Raw genomic sequence first — 18,816 nt, 5'->3', positions numbered from 1 at the left:
CCGACCGTCGGGCCGGGCTCACCACGGGCCGAAGGCCCGGTCACCGGTGGCGGAGATGGCCGCGCACAGCTCGTCCAGGTCGCTGCCGGTGGTCGCGGCGAGCGCGCGGACGGTGAGCGGGATCAGGTACGACGCGTTCGGCCGGCCCCGGTGCGGCGTCGGGGTGAGGTACGGGGCGTCGGTCTCCACCAGGATCTGGTCCACCGGGGTGAGCGCGGCGGCCTCGCGCAGGGCGGCGGCGCTGCCGAAGGTGACGGTGCCGGCGAAGCTGAGCAGGTAACCCCGGCGGACGCACTCGCGGGCGAACTCGGCGTCACCGGAGAAGCAGTGCAGCACCACCGTGTCCGGGGCACCCTCGTCGTCGAGGATCCGCAGCACGTCGGCGTGTGCGTCCCGGTCGTGGATGACGAGCGTCCTGCCGTACCGCTTGGCGATGGCGATGTGCGCCCGGAAGCTCGCTTCCTGCGCGGCACGCCCCTCGTCCCCGGTGCGGAAGAAGTCCATTCCGGTCTCGCCGATCCCCCGGACCCGGTCGCGGGCAGCGAGGGACTCGATCTCCCGCAGCGCCTCGTCGAGGTCGGTCAGCCGGGGCGCCTCGTTGGGGTGCAGCGCCACGGTGGCCAACACGGCGGGATACGCCTCGGCGGTGTCCGCACTCCATCGCGAGGAGGCGACATCCACCCCCACCTGGACCAGCCGGTCCACGCCGACCTTGCCGGCCAACGCGATCGCCACGCCGACCGGGTCGTCGGCCGGCCCGCCACCGGGCACACCCGCCTCACTGACCGTGATGTCCAGGTGGGTGTGGCTGTCCAGCACCGGCCGGGGCAGCGGCTCGGGGGCGGGCGGAAACTCTCCGGCCCGCCGGGCGGCACGCTCGCGACGGGATTCAGTGGGCTCGCTCATCAGCCACAGCATCACACACCGGGCCTGTCCATCTGCCCGCCACCCGACGTTCACCCCGACTACGCCGCGCGACTCTACCGTCGCCGCGTGAGCCGAGCGCGGCCGAGCGCAGCGAGGCGGTGGCGTGAGCGAGCGCGGCCGAGCGCAGCGAGGCGGTGGCGTGAGCGAGTGCAGCGAGCGAACCAGGTGGCACAGCAGCCTGGCGTCTCACGCCGCTGCCGAGCGCAGCGAGGCGGTGGCGTGAGACAGCGAACCGAACAGGGGGAGGTGGCAGCATGAGCGTCACCCCTCAGGTCGGCGCGGCCGGCGAACGCACCGGGCTGCACGTGGCGTTCGGCGGTGGCGTCTACCCGGCCGAGGAGATCGCCCGAGGCGCCGCGTACGAGTTGTTCAGCGCCGACGAGGTGGCCGGCTTCGAGTGGGCGCCCCGACCGGGCAGCGCCCTGCCGTGGCGGCGGTTCGTGCACGTCACCGAGGTGACCGCGGTGCACGGCGCGGGCGAGCCCTCCGACGAGCCGGAGACACCGCTGATGGTGCCGGCGCACCGCGAGCGGGGTTGGGCGTACCTGCACCAGCTCAGCCAGCAGCCGGCCGCGGCGGGAGACCCGACGCTGGTCGCGGCACGGGCGTCGGCGGTGGTCCGGCGGGGCACCCGGATGGTGAAGGTGCTCTCCACCCAGCAGGTCGCCGGGTACCTGCGGGGCTGGCTGCCGCACGGCTTCTGCTACCGCGAACACGACGTGGCGCATCTGCGTACGCCGGCGGCGACGACGGTGTTGCGCACCGACGGTGAGGTCGGCCGGGACGGCCCGGAGGTGACGTACGCGTTGCGCTGGCGGGCGTCCGACCCGGGCGACTACGACGTGCCGGCGGGCGAGGCGCACCGCGGCCTGACCGCGTTGGCCGCCCGGGACCGGCTCGGTGCGCCGGTGCTGGGCACGGGCTTCGTGCCGAGCAACGGTCAGCTCATCCCGGAGTTCGTCACCCGTGACTTCGCCGACCTGCCGATGCCGGCGAACGCCGCCCTGCTCGCCTACCCGGCCCAGGGGGAAGAGGTGGTGCTCTACACCTACCAGGCCGAGCAGCGCGGGTGGCTACGGATGGTGGGACCGCAGTGGCGGCACCTGCTGGCCGCGGTGCCGGGCCTCTCCCCGGACCAGGAGTACGTGCCGAACGCCGACGCGCCGCGCTCCACCCAGTTGGTGGGGCTCTACGGCGACACCGAGTACGAGGCGGTGGCCGACCTGCCCGGCGGGTTCCGGGTGTTGGCGATGACCCGGGCGGCCCGTTATCCGGTCAGCGCGGTGGCCCGCCGGGTCCGGTTCGCCCAGTGGCGGGGCGTGCCGTGCCTGGTGCTGCGGGAGGAGGCCGGCTGGCTGCGGGTGCGGCTGCGCCACCCGAACCCGGACGCGGTGCTGACGACCGGCGCGCAGTGCCACGAACGGGGCGTCTACGAGGCCTGGGCACCGGGTGCCGAGGTCACCGACGACCAGGTGATGGACACCCGGTACGCGATGTGACGGCCCCCGGTCGACAGGATGCCCTGCCGACCGGGGTGTCGGGACGTTCAGTCGGCCAGCCGGGCCAACTCCTCGTCGACGATCGACGGGTCGAGCTTGCGGAACACCGGCTTCGGCGTGACCAACGGCCGGCCCGCCTCGATCGACACCGACTCCCAGCGCGCGCCGACCGTGTAGTCCCCGGTCAGCACCGGGTACGCCGGGCCGCCGTCGAGGTCGTCGACCTGCTCGATGACCGGCATCGGCGCGTGCACGCCGGTGCCGCCGAGCAGCTCGTGCACCTGCTGCGCGGAGTGCGGCAGGAACGGCGTGAGCAGCGTGTTGGCGTCGCTGATCACCTGGAGGGCGACGTGCAGGATGGTGCCCATCCGGGGCTTGTCCGCCTCGTCCTTGAGCTTCCAGGGCGCCTGCTCGGAGAGGTACCTGTTGGCCTCGGCGACCACCTTCATGGCCTCGCCGATGGCCTGCTTCTGCCGGTGCCGGCCGATCAGGTCACCGACCGTGGTGAAACCGGTGCGGGCCGCCGCGAGCAGCGCCTCGTCGGCCTCGGTGAGCCCGGCCGGGTCGACCGGCGGGATCGCACCGAAGTTCTTCGCCGCCATCGACACACACCTGTTGACCAGGTTGCCCCAGCCGGCGACCAGCTCGTCGTTGTTGCGGCGCAGGAACTCGGCCCAGGTGAAGTCGGTGTCGTTGCTCTCCGGGCCGGCGGCGGCGATGAAGTAGCGCAGCGCGTCGGCGTCGTAGCGCTCCAGGAAGTCGCGAACGTAGATGACCACCTTGCGGGACGAGGAGAACTTGCGCCCCTCCATGGTCAGGTATTCGCTGGAGACCACCTCGGTGGGCAGGTTGAGCCGGCCCAGCTCGCCCGGCTCACCGTCGCGGGAGCCCTCGCCGGAGTATCCGGAGAGCAGCGCCGGCCAGATCACCGAGTGGAAGACGATGTTGTCCTTGCCCATGAAGTAGTAGGAGCGCGAGTCCTTGCCCTCCGCGTCAGTCGACCACCACTTGCGCCACGCCTCCGGGTCGCCGGAGCGGCGGGCCCACTCGATGGAGGCGGACAGGTAGCCGATCACCGCGTCGAACCAGACGTAGATCCGCTTGTCCGGCCGGTCGCGCCAGCCGTCCAGCGGGATGGGCACGCCCCACTCCAGGTCGCGGGTGATCGCCCGGGGCTGGAGGTCGTCGAGCAGGTTGCGGGAGAACCGCAGCACGTTGGGCCGCCACCCGTCCCGGGTGTCCAGCCACTGCCGCAGCACCTCGGCCAGGGCGGGCAGGTCCAGGAAGAAGTGCTCGGTCTCGACGAACTTCGGAGTCTCCCCGTTGATCCGCGACTTCGGGTCGATCAGGTCGATCGGGTCGAGCTGGTTGCCGCAGTTGTCGCACTGGTCGCCGCGGGCGCTGTCGTACCCACAGATCGGGCAGGTGCCCTCGATGTACCGGTCGGGCAGGGTGCGCCCGGTGGACGGCGAGATCGCGCCCATGGTGGTCTTCGGCACGATGTAGCCGTTGCGATACATCCCCTCGAACAACTCCTGCACCACCGCGTAGTGGTTGCGGGTGGTGGTGCGGGTGAACAGGTCGTAGGAGAGCCCGAGGCCGTGCAGGTCCTCGACGATCACCCTGTTGTACCGGTCGGCCAGCTCGCGCGGGGTCACCCCGTCGGCGTCGGCCTGCACCTGGATCGGGGTGCCGTGCTCGTCGGTGCCGGAGACCATGAGCACGTCGTGGCCAGCCATCCGCATGTACCGGGCGAAGACGTCGGAGGGAACGCCGAAACCGGAGACGTGGCCGATGTGGCGGGGGCCGTTGGCGTACGGCCAGGCCACTGCCGCGAGAACGTGACTCATGAGCAGCAAGCCTAGTGACCCGTCCGGGGCGTCCGCGAACCAATAGGGGGTGCCCGGCCAGCGGACCGGACCAACCACCCCGGCCTTTGGTCCGATTTGTCGCCGACACGCGCCTCAACTGCCCGTTCCGCCCTCCCGGTCGGTGTGCAATGAACCTCGTGACTGGCAGACGAGCGGCGTGGGACCACGAGGACCGTCCCAGCGGCCCGGCGGTCGGCGGCGACCCCGGCAGCGAGCCTGCCGCGCCCCGCGGTGCCGGGGTCGCGCCGCAACCCCGGCTGGTGCCCGGCGTCGACTCCGGTGCGCAGCGGCCCACACCGGCGGGCAGGGCCGGCCCACCGGCCCGCCCCACGCCGGCGACGCCGACGCCGGTCCGTCCGACCCCGGCCGCACCGGTGCCCAGCCCAGCCCGACCCGGTCCACCGGGCCCCCCGGCCGGCACGGCCCCCGCCTCGGCACCGGGCTCGGACGCCGTCGAGGTGGAGCCGACCACCGGGGCGCCGGTGGACGCCGTGCCGAGTCGGGTGCCCGTCCGGCAGCAGAGCCGCCGGCAGCGGGGCCGCCAGCCCGGCAGCGACCTGCCGGACGACGACGACGGCGCCTTCTGGGCACCGATCGAGCAGGTGCACTGGGACGGCACCCCGGTCCGGGAGGACCCGTCGCCGGAGCGCGACCGCGGCTCACGACCGGCGGGGCGCCGAGCACCCAGCCGTGCCGTCCCACCGCCGGATCCGCTGCCCGGACTCGCCGCGCTTGTGGCACTGACCCTGGTCACGGCCTTCTTCGCCTGGGTCAGTGCCGGCCCGTTCTGGCTCGCGGTCGGGCACGCCCGGCCGGGCACGGTGGTGATCACCGACTGCACCGGCGGCGGGCTCACCCAGCGGTGCCGGGGGATCTTCACGGCCGAGGACGGGCGGTTCATCGCACACGGTGTCCGGGTCGGCGGCGTGCCCGCCGGAGGGGACGCCCCGGGTACGCCGCTGTCGGCCCGGATGACCGGCCCCGACGGCGGCACCGCGTACGCGGACACCGGAGTGGGCCGGCACCTGCGCTGGCTACCCGGCCTGCTGGTGATGCTGGGCTGCACCGTCGGCATCGTGCGGTGGACCGGGTCGGCGCGGCTGCCCGGCCGCCGGCACCGCCGCTGGGCCGTGGCCGTCGCCGTCGCCGGCCCGACGCTGATCACCGTCGGCTTCCTGGCCGCCGCCTGGTGAACCCGGGCTTCCGCGCGACGTGGGAGAGCCTCGGTCAGCTGTGCACGATCGTGTAGACGTCCCGGCGGCGCAGCGCGTACTCGGTGGCGACGTCGGTGATGGCGTCGCGGCGCGACCGGCCGGCGGCCTCCCGCTCGGCGACCGCCGCGCGCAGGGTGTCGTCGTCGGGGCGTTCCGGGGCGGTCACCGGTGCCCCGGCCACCACCAGGGTGATCTCACCGCGCGGGTCGCCCTCGGTGGCCCACCGGGCCAGCTCGCCGAGGGGACGGCGGAGCACCTCCTCGTAGGTCTTGGTGAGCTCGCGGCAGAGCGCGGCCGGCCGATCCGCGCCGAACGTGTCGGCCAGGTCGGTGAGCGCCGCGCCGATCCGGTGCGGGGCTTCGAAGAAGACGAGCGTGCGCTCCTCGGCGGCGAGCGCGCGCAGCCGGGACCGGCGGGCGCCGGGAGTGCGGGGCAGGAAGCCCTCGAAGCAGAACCGGTCGCAGGGCAGCCCGGACACCGCCAGCGCGGTGGTCACCGCGCTCGGCCCGGGAGCGACGGTGACCGGCGCGCCGACGTCCAACGCGGCCCGGACCAGCCGGTAGCCGGGGTCGGAGACGCTCGGCATCCCCCCGTCGGTCACCAGGGCCACCACGTACCCGCCGAGGATGACCTCGACCAGCTCGGGCGTACGCCGCTCCTCGTTGCCCTCGAAGTAGGAGACGATCCGACCGCCGACGGTGATGTCGAGATCGCGGGCCAGCCGGGTGAGCCGGCGAGTGTCCTCGGCCGCCACCACGTCGGCGCTGACCAGCACCTCCCGGAGCCGGGCCGAGGCGTCGGCGGGGTTGCCGAGCGGGGCACCGAGCAGGATCAGGCGCCCAGCTTCGGACATTTCACCCACGAATTCGTCTCCTTCATCGACAGCTGATACCGGTATCGGGGACGACGGGCGCCACCGGGCACCTTGGCAGCCTACGATCGCCGGGTGACGAGTGCGTCGACAGCGCAGAGCCCGAGCGCCGATCCTGCCAAGATGGTCGAGGTGACGGGCGAGCCCAGTCCCAACCAGGAGCCGACGGCACCACCTGCCGGTGCCGGCGGCGCGCCCGAGAGGATCCGGCGACGGTTCGGCACCGTCGACACCCAACTGGACCGGTTCTCCTGGGCGGCCACAGCGGTGGTGGTGGCCATCGCGGCGATCCTGCGTTTCGTCGGGCTGACAAACATCAAGGGCAAGATCTTCGACGAGACGTACTACGCCAAGGACGGCTACGGGCTGATCAGCCGGGGCGTCGAATGGAACTACAAGGACAACGGCCCGTCGTACGTCGTGCACCCGCCGCTGGGCAAGTGGCTGATCGGCCTCGGCGAGTGGGCCTTCGGCTACCAGGACGCCGACTCGAAGGTCTCCGTCCCCGGGCACCTGGTCACCGCAGCACCGGAGCTCGGCTGGCGGTTCTCGGCGGCCGTGGTCGGCACCCTGTCGGTGTTGCTGCTGGTCCGCATCGGTCGGCGGTTGTTCCGCTCGACGGTGCTCGGCTGCGCCGCCGGCCTGCTGCTCGCCCTGGACGGCTTCCACCTGGTGCTGTCCCGCACGGCGCTGCTCGACATCTTCCTGCTGTTCTTCGTGCTGGCCGCGTTCGGCGCGTTGGTGCTCGATCGGGACGCCCGCCGTCGCCGCTGGGCGCGGGCCCTGGACGACGGGCTCGACCCGAGCCAGCCGGGCCGGGCCGGGCGCCCGCCGACCGGTTGGCGCACCTGGCCGTGGTGGCGGCTGGCCGCCGGGGTTCTGATCGGGTGCGCCTGCGCGGTGAAGTGGAGCGCACTGTATTTCGTCCCGGCCTTCGCGCTGCTGGTCCTCCTCTGGGAGGTCGGCGTCCGCCGGTCGGCGGGGACCCGCCGACCCTGGCGGGACGCCCTGCTGGACGAGCTGCCCTGGCTGCTGCTGGCCGGCGTGCTCATGATCGGCACCTATCTCGCCACCTGGTCGGGTTGGCTGATCACCGACGACGGCTACTACCGGCTCGCGTCGGCCTACCCGGCCGCCCACCTCAGTGACCGCCCGGTGATCGGCCCGCTGATCAACCTCTACGAGTACCACCGGGCGGCGTACGGCTTCCACGCCCAGCTCGACGATGCGCACAAATACCAGTCGTGGCCGTGGCAGTGGTTGCTACTCGGCCGCCCGGTGGCGTTCCACTGGACGCAGGAGGTCGGCTGCGGCGCGCCGAGCTGCGCCTCCGAGATCCTGCTGCTGGGCACTCCGCTGCTCTGGTGGTCGTTCCTGCCCGCCCTGGCGGCGCTGGCCTGGCTGGGCCTGGCCCGGCGCGACTGGCGGGCCGGCGCGATCCTGCTCAGCGTGGCCGCCGGGCTGCTGCCGTGGTTCTGGTTCGCCCTCGACGGCCGGACGATGTTCTCGTTCTACACCGCTCCGGCGCTGCCCTTCCTGGTGCTGGCCGTGGTCTACGTGCTGGGCGCGATGATCGCTCCCGCCGGGGGTGACGTGGGCACGGTGGCGCCGCTGGTGCCCGGCGACCCGGCTTACGAGCGCCGACTGGTGGGCAGCATCGCGGCCGGGGCGTACGTGCTGCTGGTGGCGCTCTGCTTCGCGTACTTCTATCCGATCTTCGTCGGCAAGAACATCCCGTACGCGGACTGGTTGTCGCGGATGTGGCTCGACGGTCGGTGGATATAAGCACCGACAGGCGACGCGCCGCACAGCGCGACGGAGAAGGGCCCGCACGCCGAAGCGTGCGGGCCCTTCTGACATAGACGCGCGCCCCGATCGCCTGCCACGGGGGAAGCGGGCGATTGGGGCGCGCATGAAGAGCTTAACCACCGCGCACCACCGGCACAACGGGTCAACTTAAGTCAGATTTCCGACCGATGGCGGCCGAACCCATGCTTGCCGTCGAGCAGTTGACCGAGGGTGACCCGGAGTGGACCCAGAGCGCGATGTCGATCGACCAGGGGTGGTCGTCGGTTCGGGCGGGTCCGGCAGGACTGGAACCCGCACCAACCCGAGTGATCATCCAAAGTGGATCTCACTACACTGCGGGCCGTGATCAACTTCAGACGATCGGCGGCTGTCCTTCTCGGACTGTTGGCGACCACCGCGCTGACCGGGCCGGCCCCGGCGCGGGCAGACGAGGAACAGGCGCCGGAGCCTCCCCGGGTCGAGCTCGTGCTCGACGTCAGCGGCTCGATGCGCGCCGCCGACATCGACGGACGCAGTCGGATCTCGGTCGCCCAGCAGGCCTTCAACGAGGTCGTGGACGCGCTGCCGGAGGAGACCCAGCTCGGCATCCGGGTGCTCGGGGCGACCTACCGCGGCAAGGACAAGCAGGTCGGCTGCCAGGACACCCAGCAGATCGTGCCAGTCGGTCCGGTGGACCGTGCCGCCGCCAAGGCCGCGGTGGCGACACTGCGGCCGACCGGCTTCACACCCGTCGGCCTCGCCCTGCGCTCGGCCGCACAGGACCTGGGCACCGGGGCCACCACCCGGCGGATCGTGCTGATCACCGACGGCGAGGACACCTGCGCCCCGCCGGACCCGTGCGAGGTGGCCCGGGAACTGGCCGCCCAGGGCACCAGCCTGGTCGTCGACACCCTCGGTCTGGCCCCCGACGAGAAGGTCCGGCGGCAACTGCTCTGCATCGCCAGCGCGACCGGCGGCACCTACACCGCTGCCCAGAGCGCCGAGGAGCTGACCGGCCGGATCAAGCAGCTCGTCGAGCGGGCCGGCGACACCCACACCCGGGCGCCGACAGTCGTCGGCGGCGCGAACGCCTGCGACTCGGCGCCGCTACTCGCCCCCGGGGTCTACGCCGACCGGGAGGCGTTCTCCGAGCACCGCTACTACCGGGTGCCGGTACGCCCCGGGCAGGAGCTTCGCGCGTCGGTCAGCATGGCGCTGGACCGCCCCGTGAACCGGGACTACGGGGTGTTGCTGCGGGCCACCGCGGCGGACGGTCGGGAACTGGTCCGCGGCGCGGACGCCGGAAGCGGGCGGGCCGACGTGCTCGCCGCCGGGTTGCGCTGGTCCGCCACCGCCGACGACGAGGATGCCGCGCAAGCCGAGGAGACCGCCAACCCGGTCGTCGAACCCACCACCGTCTGCCTGGTGGTGAGCAACTCGTTCGCCCCGCGCCCCGGCACCGCGGCGACCCCGGGCATGCCCGTGGAGTTGACAGTCGACGTGGTCGCCGCCGCCCCCGCGCCGGACGGACCCGACCTCGGCCGGGGTTGGGTGCTGCTCGCCCTGCTCACCGTCGCCGGGCTGCTCACCGGTCTACTCGCCGGCCTGCTCACCCGCTGGTGGGTTGCCACCTGGAGGGAGAACTGATGCGTACCGCACTGTTGCGTTCGCTGGCGGCGCTGCTCGCCGCCGGCGGGGCCGCGCTGCTCCCGGCCACGGCCGTCGCCGCGCCGACCCCCTCCCCCGGGGCCACCCCGGTGAACCGGGCCGGTACGTCGTTCCTCAGCGCCACCCCGATCTCCGCCGGGCAACCGGTGCGGGTGGACGCCTCGATCGGTGACCACCTCTACTGGTCGTTGCCGGCGACCGCCGGTCAGGTGCGGGAGGTCAGCGCCACCGTCACCTTCCCGAAGGGACGCAGCGGCCCCTCCACCTGGACGGTCGACGTCTTCGACGGGTTGCGGCGGCGCCAGGCGTGCACCGCGGGGGCGCAGACCCCCACCGTGGACGCGAAGGCGACGAGCGTGGCGCTGGGCTGCACCCTGCGCGAGGTGCGGCCGTGGGCCGAGCCCTGGTCGGCCGACCCGCTGCCCGGCACGTACGTCGTCCGGCTCTCCGTGACCGATCTGCCGGAGTCGGATCTGGGTGCGCCGATCGACGTGGACCTGCTGGTGGGCACCATCGCCGACCGGGGTTCCTCGGCCGACGACGGTGAGTTGGCCGCACCGCTGGTGCCGAACACCAAGGCGGGCACGGTGCTCAACGCCGTACCCCCGGTGGACCCGGAAGCCGACGACGAGAGCGACCCGCTCGCGGACTGGTTGCCGGACCTCGGCTCGCGCTGGGTCTGGACCAGCATCGGCGGCGTGCTCGCCGCGGTGGCCGGCGTGGTCGGTTTCGCGGTGACCCGACGACCCCGGCGGCGCTGAACGACGCCCGGCCCCGCTGGTGGCCCCGCCCGACGGCGGGGCCACCAGCGCTCAGGCGCGCCGGCGACCGCGTGGCAGCCAGCCGATGAACCGGCTCTGCAGTGACATCACCGGGGCAGCGCGCAGATCCTCCGTGGCGGCGGCGAGGCAGGAGCCCAGATAGACGCTGAGCATTGCCCGGTCACTGCCGTACTCGGCCAGCAGCCGGCTGCGTTTCGTCGCGCACGGCCATTCGTCGCCGCAGGAGCCGCAGCTCCAGCAGGGGGTCTTCGGGGCGTGATCATCGGCCCGCACGCCCGGTCGTTCGGCACCATCGGTCATCGCACGTCCTCCCAGATGTCCAAGGGTCTGGCCGGCAGCCGTGCCCGGCCAAGGTTCGATGGTCGTCCCCCCGGAGCCATCAGAGAGAGCGATGCGCAGCCCTCCGGTGATACATCCTTGCGGTACCTTCTCCGGTTGTGGGAGTCGGAAATTTGACGCTTGACCCGATGCTCCATCCCTACCGACGGGTAAGCCAGCGCGATGCGTGACCTGTTGCCGTCGACTGTCGCGGTGGCCGTCGCCGGCCCGGACGACTGGGTCGGCGAGCTGCTCGCCGCCGAGCAGGCGTGCCTCAGCGACCAGGCCGTGCCGACCCGCCGGAGGGACTTCACCGCCGGGCGGGTCTGCGCCCGCAGGGCTCTGACCGGGCTTGGCCTGCCACCGACCGCCGTGCCGGCCGCCGACCGCGCGCCGGTCTGGCCCGCGGGGGTGGTCGGCACCATCACCCACACCGCAGGCTACTGCGCCGCCGCCGCGGCGCGCGCCAGCGACATCCGGTCCGTCGGAATGGACGCGGAACAACACCGCGAGATCAGCCCGGGAGTACGCAGACTCGTGCTGCTGCCCGAGGAGGAGGCCGATCTCGCGCGGTTGCCCAGCGGCATCTTCTGGCCGATCGTGCTGTTCAGCGCGAAGGAGACCGTCTACAAGGTCTGGCATCCGGTCGTCGGGAGCTGGTTGGATTTCCAGGACGCCCGGCTCGACATCGACCCCGACGCGGGCACGTTCACGGCCCGGATCGCGCCGGCCCGGATCGCCGAGGCGGACGTCGACGACCCACCGGCGACGATCAGCGGCCGCTTCGTCGTCGCCGACGGGCTCGTCCGCACCGCCGCGGTGCTCCCCCCGCGCTGAGCCCCGGGCGCTCGGCGCTTGAGCCCGGGCCCTCGGCGCTGAGCCCCGAGGCGCTCGGCGCGACGGTCCGGCGGTCGGCCACGCACGGTAGCGTCGGTCGGGTTCCCGGAACCGCACGTACCGAGGCGTCAAGGAGTACGGTGACCCACCCCCAGCCCCCCGTCGGGCCGCACCACCGCCAACAGTCGTACCAGGGGTCGTCGTTTGTGGCGACAACGCAGCCGCCGTTCTCGGGCGCCGCGTATCCGACGGCTGGCGGTGGGCACCCGGGCACCGACCGCCCGTTCCCGGTGACCGGTCTGCCGGGCTATCCGCTCGTCGCACCGGCGACGGCACAGACGAACACCTCCAAGCGCACCGCCGTGGTCGTCGCGATCACCACTGCGGTGCTCACCCTGCTCTGCTGCGTGGGCGGGATCGTGGCGGCGGTGGTCAGCACCAAACAGGACGACGACGCCAAGACCAACGCGATCGGCACCACTGGCTGGAAGTCGTAACCCAGGCGCGGGGCGACCGCACGCGCGGAGGGCGGGCACCCGTACGGGTGCCCGCCCTCCTTGTCAGTTGCCTCCGACGTCAGCAGCCCGTCCAGCGCACCGGGGTGACTCGCTCCGCGTTGCGGAACCCGACGATGGTGCCCGTGTCCGAGATGGACCGCGCGCCGATGGTCACCCGGTCGCCGCCGCCCGGCAGCACCCGGGAGATAGCGCCGCGGGCGACCCGGTCACCGCCCACCACGACGCCCTTGGCGTTGACGTCGCCCAGCCACTGCAGCTGCGGGTCGAGCATCGTGTACGAGCCGTCCCGCAGGTTCCACCGCACCTTGTCCCAGCTGCCGTTCAGGTCGACATTGCCGATCGCCCAGTGACCCGCGGCCGTGTTGACCTGGGCCGTCTGCGCGCCGGGGACCGTGAGTGCGTCGAACCGACCGTTCGGCCGGCGGACCCAGCTGGTCCAGGCCGCGAATTCACCGGCGAAACCGACGATGGTCCCGTTCGCCGTGATCCCGGTCGGCTGGGCGTTGGCCGGGGCGTCGAGCACCTCGACGGTGCCCGGCCGGGTGGCCGGCCAGCGCACCGCGAAGAACTCCCCGGTGTCGGCGTCGTTGCCGCTGCCGACGATGTCGCCGGCCGCGTTGATGGCGGTGACGGAGACACCCGTGGAGGACGGCACCACCGGCAGCAGCTCGACCTTGCCGTTGCGGTACCGCCACGGCTGGCCGTCGCCGCCCCAGCCGTTGCCGATCACGACGCCGTCGGCGTTGACGTCGGCGGGGGTCGCCATGCTCGGTGCCTCGACCTCGGTGAGCCGATTCCCGTCCCAGAGCAGCAGCAGGTACTGGTTGCCGGTGCCCACCTTCCGCAGGGCCGTGCCGGCGACGTAGCGGCCCGTCGGGTCGATGACGTTCGCGTCGGCACGATAGGTGTCCGTCGGGTACGGCAGAGTGCTGATCTTGCAGGTGTTGAAGGTCGCAGGCCTGGGCGCGGCGGTCGCCGGTGCGGAGACAGCGACGCCGAGAGAGGCGGCCAGCAGTCCGGCGGCGGTGACGCCGGCCAGAGTCCGTCGAGCGGTGTGAGTCATCTCTACTCCCCGTGTGAGCCCGGGTGATCCCGAGCGCCGTTTACTACTTGTGTCACACGCGACCGGGCCGCACGGTTGCAGCGTGTCGGGGAAAATCTGCGACGGAACTAGGGCGCCCACGGTTCGGCAGCGGTGACGACCGGCCCGCCGGTGCGTACCGATTCTTCGATGGCGAGGCTGATCAGATGGTCCTGACACGCCTCGGCCAGGGGGTACGGCGCCGGGCCCTCGTCGCGCGCCCACGCACCGGTGCGGGCGACGATGTCCGCGACCGCGATGTCGTCGTCGGACATTCCACTGCCGACGAACGGATTGCGGTAGACCACGACACCGTCGAAGCTGATGTGCTTCAGGTCGAGCCCCTCCAGGTTCAGGTCGAGCCCGGTCTGGCGGCGCACCAGGGACGACTCCACAGGTGTTTCCGGGTCGACGAGGCGGACGACCCGCTCGTCGACCAGCTCGCCGAGAGACCCCCGGACCACCAGCCGGCGTGCGCGCAGCGGATTCCACCACTGGTTGTCGGTGAAGTCGTACAGGCCCATCCGCCCGTCGAAATCGATGGTCGCGAGGGTGGTGGTGAGCTGCTGCGGGGTGCTGTCGGCCCGCCAGCCGGCCGGTGACAGCGGATCGGCCAGCGGTGCGACGAAGGCGCGCGCACTGACCTCGGCGACGTCGAAGCCGACGCCGAGCAGGCCACGGATCAGGGAGACGGCGTGGTAGAGGTGCGTCGAGGAGAGCTGGACCGAGGTCGGCTCGCCGAGCACCCCGGCGCGGACCAGACCCAGCCGGGCCGCGTGCCCGGGCATCAGCAGGTACTGCTCGGCGACCTGCACCAGACCGCTGCCGCCGACGTCGGTCCAGAGTGACCGCAACCCCGCCAGGTCGGGGGCGGGCGGCGTTTCGGCGAGCACCGGTACGCCGGCCGCGACCAGCTCGCGGGTCACGTCGGGCGTCACGGGCCAGGGCACCGACACGATGACGAAGTCCGGTCGCTCGTGGGCGAGTAGGTCGGCCGTCGTGCGGAAGGTCGGCACGCCCCATTCGGCCGCGACCACGGCACCACGCGATTCGGTACGCGTGACCACCCCGGTCACCCGGAACCGCTCCGGTAGGAGGCGAGCCAGTCGGAGGAAGAACTCGCCCCGCCAGCCGCTGCCGACGATGCCGAACCGGGTCTGGGTCGCCGCTGTCATCTGGGCTCCTCTCGTCGAGACCCGGATGCTAGTCGCCCGACCCTCGACTGCCCGACGGATTGGGGCCACACGGGCGGCTGGTCCCCTTTGTGCGGATTGTCGCACCGGCCGAATATGACCATCAATCCGTGCCGTAATTGGCGGACAGTAACCGCCGGGCAACCGCCCGTGCGGCTGTCCTGCTCCAGAGAGGAACGGGGATGCAAGGATCCTGGCGTAAGGCGGCACTCGCGGCCACCCTGTCGATCGTGGGTGTCTCGGCCGGGTTGGCCCTGGCGACACCCGCGCAGGCGCAGATCGTGGAGTCCGGTTCGGTCTCCTTCGGCGGCGACCCCGGCGACTACATCACCGATGGCGGCTCCTACTCGTACTCCACCGACGACGGCGACCAACTCAAGGTGGACGGCCCGCTCGACAACAGCCGTGTGTCGGTCAGCATCAGCGGTTACAACGGCGACCAGTGGTCCCTCACCTTTGACGCACCCGGCAGCGCGGCACTGACTCCGGGCACCTACGAGACAACGAACCGATACCCGTACAACGGGGCCGGCCCCGGCCTCGACCTGTCCGGCAACGGGCGGGGCTGCGAGAACGCGACCGGCACCTTCACGATCATCAACGCGGTATTCGGCTACAAGGGCTACCTGCGGACCTTCGACGCCACCTTCGAGCAGTACTGCAACGGCGCGACGGCGGCTGCTCGCGGCGAGGTGCACATCGCCAACCCGCCGCCGCCCGAGCGGCTGGAGCTCTCCCTCGCCGTGGCGACCGACGGCATCGCCCACCGGGTGAACGGCAACGCGGTTCTACACGGCACGGTGACCTGCAATCAGCCCGTCTCGGTGTCGCTGGACGGCACGGTCACGCAGATCGTCCGGAAGGTGATCGTTCGTGGCAGCTTCTCCACTCAGGTGACCTGCACACCGGGCAGCGCGGTCCCGTGGACGGCGGCGGCCGTCCCGACCGGCACCACCCCGTTCGCCAAGGGCCTGGCCGAGGCCATCACCCGGGCCATCGGTTACGACATTCCCTACGACGAGTACGTCTTCGTGACCGACACCTCGACCGTCAAGCTCACCCGGTCCTGACCCGTCGACGCCTGGCCGCCAGGCACGGCCGAGCGCACCTGATCGCCGGCCGCACCTGGTCGCCGGGCGCGACGGGCCGCCGGGCGGCGACGATGGCCGAGCACGCTTGGTCGCCAGGCGACGACGAGCCCCCCAGGCGCTACGGTGGCCGGGTCCGCGACGGAAGCACGACGAAAGATGTCACAGATGGCTGCCCACCCCGGACACACCGCGCCTCGCCCAGCGGTCACCACGGCGAGCCAGCCACCGTCCTCCTTGGACTACTACCTGGTCCTGCCTCGGCCCGGTGACCCCGACCCGGCCACCGCGGTCGGAGGGCTCGTCGTCGAGGAGTTCACCCGCGAGCACGACCAGGTCAGCACGGGCCTGGACAGCGCGGGCTGGACGCCGGCCACCGGCTGGTGGAGTTCCGCCTCGCTCAGCCGGGGCATCCGCACCGACCCGGCCACGCTGGCACGTGTGGTGCCCACCTCTCGCGCCCAGGCCGAGGGTCACTACCGCAGACTCGGCGGCGGGCAGCTGCCCGACGAGGCGGTGCTTCGCTCGTACTTCCTCGCCCACCAGCCGATCCCGACCGCCGCACCGCTGCGGCTCGGCCCCGCCCAACCGCCGGCCGGCTACCGTGAGCGACGCGTCTACCGCGTCCTCTTCGCCAAGGACCTCCACCCAGACCAGGTGACGAGCCTCCGGGCGGGCTGGCGTACGCCGGTCGACGCCACCAGCACATCAGCCGCGAGCGGCCACCTGGAGACGAACGTCGACCGGTTCAGCTGGGAGCTGCGACGGGTCGGCCACACACGTGCCTGGGCTCTCGACGTGATAGTCCTGCTGGGCACCGCCGCCGACGACGTGGTGGGTTCGGCCCTGTCCGACCTGACGAGAGTCCTGCGTCAGCACGGTCTGATACCGGTGACGACCGAGCGCTTCAGCTAGGAGCAGCGGTGACGTCACATTCCGCCTCATGGCGGCGCCAAGACGTCCCCTCCGATGGCTGAGATGGTAAGCGCACATGGCTGAGCAAATTTCGGCAGGTCAGATTCTGAAGATCGGTATGGCCATTGGTGTGATCCCAGAATCCGCGACGGTGGATCGCAAGGGACATGCTACGTGGTCTTCGGATGAGTTGGCGCTGGTGGCGATGCTGGAGCGACGCCCTGATGGCCGGCTTGGCTGGCACATTTTCGTTGGCGACCTCAAGCTCGGCCCGGCATTGTCCAGCTTTGGCAGCCTGACGGTCGCGATCGATCCCGCGGTAGATGATGCCATCGGTTGGCCGATGACAGACGAAACCGTCGAGCAATTCTTGCGCGGTGGCATCGGGATTGCCCGAGGGTTCGTTGTGGACCGTCTCGATCTCGCACAGCTGCTCGCCTCGGCATTGAACGTGCGACGGGGCAGTCTGACCACCTGGCTTCCCTTGGCCAACTATCCCGCGCGACTCGTCCAAGCACTGATCCTTGCTCGCGACCTGGGAGCGACCGAACTCGAAGTTGAAATCCAGGCAAAGCTAGGGTCCGGGACACTGCTGCTGCCCGGGGGGCAGGAAGTCGATGTTGCGGGCTCGGCGAAGCGCTGGGCGAAGCAGTACGCGGGGGCCCTCGGCCGCGAGATCTTGGTCTAGTGGCCGTCGGTAAGACAGGACTCAAGTTCAGCCCTGCCTCTATCGGTCAGGGTGGCGCTGCTGGATCAGCACTCGAGGATTTCGGAGCAGAAGATCAGGGCCGGGCTCGGTGCCCGACGTCGATGACGGGCTGCACGTGGGCCGCCACGGACAAGCGGACGGCGGACCGCGGCCGGCGCGGGTGCTCGCATTGGCGCCGTCGCCGCCGGAGGCGAGCGCCCTGGTCAGCATGTCCGTGGGCCGGCAACCTGCCACAAGGCACTAACCGGCAATGCGCGGAGCCTGTCGCCGAACGGCAGTGTCGAGGTCCCGGTGTAGAGGACGATGCCGGCGATGAAGTCGTCGCCGAGGCGGTCGGCGAGTCGACGTAATCCGCGGAAATCGTCGGATCCGACGGTTGTGGCTGCCTTGACCTCAATCCCGACCACATGGCCGGATCTGTTTTCGAGCACTGCGTCGACCTCGTACCTACTCTGGTCGCGGTAGTGGGAGAGGTCGGCAGACTGCTCCGACCAGGTGAGCTGGCGGGACAGCTCGGACAAGACAAATGATTCGAGCAATGCGCCGAAAGATGCGCCCGGCCGGAGCAGTGCGCGGGCGTCGGTCGCGATCTCGTTGGCGGCGATGCCCGAGTCGACAAAGATCAGTTTCGGCGCGGCAGTTGAACGGGTGCCAAGATTTCGGGACCAGCCAGGGATCCGCTTGATGAGGAAGATCTCTTCCAGTGCCTGGAAGTATCGTGCGATCGTCGGGCGGCTCAGTCCGAGGGCGGATTCGAGGGCGTTGGCGGCGATGATGGTCGCGGATCTGGCGGCGAGTAGGCGCACCAGCTTGCGCAGCTCGCCCTTGTGCTGAATGTCGGACAGTTGTCGCACATCGCGATCGATGAGCGCTTGGACATACGCGTCAAGGAATCGTTGGCGGCGCCGCGGGTCGACGCGGTTCGTGGCCTCGGGCAGGCCGCCTCGCACGATCCTGGCCGCGTAGTCGGCGCGGGTCACGTCCGACTCGTGTCGCAGTTCGGGGCCGAGCGCGAAGACGGCGTCGACGAATCCGTCCGGCTCGCCGTCGAGTTCGCCTTGTGAGAACGGCCAGAGCTCGACGGTTTCCATCCGGCCGGGCAACGCGTCCGGGGCAGCCACCATGCCGAACAGCCGCGATGAGCCGGTGAGCAGATAGCGGCCGGGACGAACGTCCTCGTCGACGGCCGCCTTGATGGCCAGCAGCAGTTCCGGAGCGCGCTGGATCTCGTCGATCACCAGCAGTTCGGCGGAGTCCACGAAACCAACCGGGTCGGCGATCGCCGCAGCCCGGTCCTGCGCCCGGTCGAGATCGCGGCGCTCGGCGAGCCGGTCGCCCGCGACGATGCGAACCAGGGTGCTCTTGCCTGCTTGGCGTGCTCCGTTGATCAGCACGACGCGGGTGTCAGCGAGTGCTGCGTCGACTTGCGCGGCGGCGTGGCGGGGGATCAAGTGCGGTGTGGGCACGAGTCATGATAACCGGCGGGGTTACGATCTGCGGGCAAGTCTGCTTTCGATCTGCGGCTCGGCGATGTTCG

The 18,816-nt window shown here is 71.6% G+C and carries 17 protein-coding genes; 10 read left to right on the top strand and 7 right to left on the bottom strand.

Features of this window, described 5'->3' with window-relative positions:
- Window positions 1–18: 18 nt before the first annotated feature.
- Window positions 19–918, bottom strand: a complete 900-nt coding sequence (locus tag AB0B14_RS04205) for a TatD family hydrolase (protein ID WP_357521309.1) — start codon at window positions 916–918, stop codon at window positions 19–21.
- A 263-nt stretch (window positions 919–1,181) separates the two neighbouring features.
- Here AB0B14_RS04205 and AB0B14_RS04200 point away from each other — a divergent pair, with 263 nt between their 5' ends.
- The gene (locus tag AB0B14_RS04200) at window positions 1,182–2,426 is read left to right on the top strand and encodes a hypothetical protein (protein ID WP_357521186.1); all 1,245 of its coding nucleotides are present in this window, start codon (window positions 1,182–1,184) and stop codon (window positions 2,424–2,426) included.
- Window positions 2,427–2,473: 47 nt separating this feature from the next.
- Here the strand turns inward: AB0B14_RS04200 and metG are convergent, their stop codons facing one another.
- Window positions 2,474–4,276, bottom strand: coding sequence for a methionine--tRNA ligase (gene metG / locus AB0B14_RS04195; protein WP_357075685.1), 1,803 nt, complete (start codon window positions 4,274–4,276; stop codon window positions 2,474–2,476).
- 158 nt (window positions 4,277–4,434) lie between these two features.
- Between metG and AB0B14_RS04190 the strand changes: the two genes are divergently transcribed.
- Window positions 4,435–5,490 carry a hypothetical protein gene (locus tag AB0B14_RS04190; protein WP_357075688.1) on the top strand — a complete coding sequence of 352 codons (1,056 nt, stop codon included), beginning with the start codon at window positions 4,435–4,437 and terminating at the stop codon, window positions 5,488–5,490.
- A 34-nt stretch (window positions 5,491–5,524) separates the two neighbouring features.
- Here AB0B14_RS04190 and rsmI read toward each other — a convergent pair whose 3' ends face one another.
- Entirely contained in the window at window positions 5,525–6,373 is an 849-nt protein-coding gene (rsmI, locus tag AB0B14_RS04185; protein ID WP_357075690.1) for a 16S rRNA (cytidine(1402)-2'-O)-methyltransferase, read from the bottom strand.
- 84 nt (window positions 6,374–6,457) lie between these two features.
- Here rsmI and AB0B14_RS04180 point away from each other — a divergent pair, with 84 nt between their 5' ends.
- From AB0B14_RS04180 to AB0B14_RS04170, 3 genes are all read left to right on the top strand, one after another.
- The gene (locus tag AB0B14_RS04180; RefSeq protein WP_357521184.1) at window positions 6,458–8,167 is read left to right on the top strand and encodes a phospholipid carrier-dependent glycosyltransferase; all 1,710 of its coding nucleotides are present in this window, start codon (window positions 6,458–6,460) and stop codon (window positions 8,165–8,167) included.
- A gap of 366 nt (window positions 8,168–8,533) precedes the next feature.
- Window positions 8,534–9,817 carry a VWA domain-containing protein gene (locus AB0B14_RS04175; RefSeq protein ID WP_357521182.1) on the top strand — a complete coding sequence of 428 codons (1,284 nt, stop codon included), beginning with the start codon at window positions 8,534–8,536 and terminating at the stop codon, window positions 9,815–9,817.
- Window positions 9,817–10,599, top strand: a complete 783-nt coding sequence (locus AB0B14_RS04170; protein WP_357075699.1) for a peptidase — start codon at window positions 9,817–9,819, stop codon at window positions 10,597–10,599. The genes AB0B14_RS04175 and AB0B14_RS04170 overlap by 1 nt, the downstream gene beginning before the upstream one ends.
- Window positions 10,600–10,650: 51 nt before the next feature.
- Here AB0B14_RS04170 and AB0B14_RS04165 read toward each other — a convergent pair whose 3' ends face one another.
- A complete protein-coding gene (locus AB0B14_RS04165) occupies window positions 10,651–10,920 on the bottom strand; it encodes a hypothetical protein (RefSeq protein ID WP_357075701.1) in 270 nt (89 codons plus the stop codon).
- Between the two features lie 201 nt (window positions 10,921–11,121).
- Between AB0B14_RS04165 and AB0B14_RS04160 the strand changes: the two genes are divergently transcribed.
- Both AB0B14_RS04160 and AB0B14_RS04155 read left to right on the top strand, forming a co-directional pair.
- Window positions 11,122–11,775, top strand: a complete 654-nt coding sequence (locus tag AB0B14_RS04160; RefSeq protein WP_357075704.1) for a 4'-phosphopantetheinyl transferase superfamily protein — start codon at window positions 11,122–11,124, stop codon at window positions 11,773–11,775.
- A gap of 140 nt (window positions 11,776–11,915) precedes the next feature.
- Window positions 11,916–12,272, top strand: a complete 357-nt coding sequence (locus AB0B14_RS04155) for a hypothetical protein (protein ID WP_357521180.1) — start codon at window positions 11,916–11,918, stop codon at window positions 12,270–12,272.
- A gap of 79 nt (window positions 12,273–12,351) precedes the next feature.
- Here AB0B14_RS04155 and AB0B14_RS04150 read toward each other — a convergent pair whose 3' ends face one another.
- Both AB0B14_RS04150 and AB0B14_RS04145 read right to left on the bottom strand, forming a co-directional pair.
- Entirely contained in the window at window positions 12,352–13,356 is a 1,005-nt protein-coding gene (locus AB0B14_RS04150) for a hypothetical protein (RefSeq protein WP_357075709.1), read from the bottom strand.
- Window positions 13,357–13,463: 107 nt separating this feature from the next.
- Complete coding sequence (locus AB0B14_RS04145) at window positions 13,464–14,549, bottom strand: Gfo/Idh/MocA family oxidoreductase (protein WP_357075712.1); 1,086 nt, start codon at window positions 14,547–14,549, stop codon at window positions 13,464–13,466.
- 200 nt (window positions 14,550–14,749) lie between these two features.
- Here AB0B14_RS04145 and AB0B14_RS04140 point away from each other — a divergent pair, with 200 nt between their 5' ends.
- The 3 genes from AB0B14_RS04140 to AB0B14_RS04130 all read left to right on the top strand — a co-directional run bounded on the left by AB0B14_RS04140 (window position 14,750) and on the right by AB0B14_RS04130 (window position 17,258).
- Window positions 14,750–15,637, top strand: coding sequence for a hypothetical protein (locus AB0B14_RS04140; RefSeq protein ID WP_357521178.1), 888 nt, complete (start codon window positions 14,750–14,752; stop codon window positions 15,635–15,637).
- Window positions 15,638–15,823: 186 nt separating this feature from the next.
- A complete protein-coding gene (locus AB0B14_RS04135; RefSeq protein ID WP_357521176.1) occupies window positions 15,824–16,570 on the top strand; it encodes a hypothetical protein in 747 nt (248 codons plus the stop codon).
- 76 nt (window positions 16,571–16,646) lie between these two features.
- Window positions 16,647–17,258: a hypothetical protein gene (locus tag AB0B14_RS04130; RefSeq protein ID WP_357075721.1), complete on the top strand. Its 612-nt coding sequence runs from the start codon at window positions 16,647–16,649 to the stop codon at window positions 17,256–17,258.
- Window positions 17,259–17,482: 224 nt separating this feature from the next.
- On the opposite strand, the gene AB0B14_RS04125 is transcribed toward AB0B14_RS04130, so the two are convergent.
- Entirely contained in the window at window positions 17,483–18,745 is a 1,263-nt protein-coding gene (locus tag AB0B14_RS04125; RefSeq protein ID WP_357075724.1) for an ATP-binding protein, read from the bottom strand.
- Window positions 18,746–18,816 lie beyond the last annotated feature (71 nt).

It is taken from the genome of Micromonospora sp. NPDC049171 (genome assembly GCF_040648275.1).
Lineage (GTDB): Bacteria > Actinomycetota > Actinomycetes > Mycobacteriales > Micromonosporaceae > Micromonospora.
Note: the sequence above shows the minus strand (reverse complement) of the source record. Positions and strands in the feature narration are given on the sequence as shown.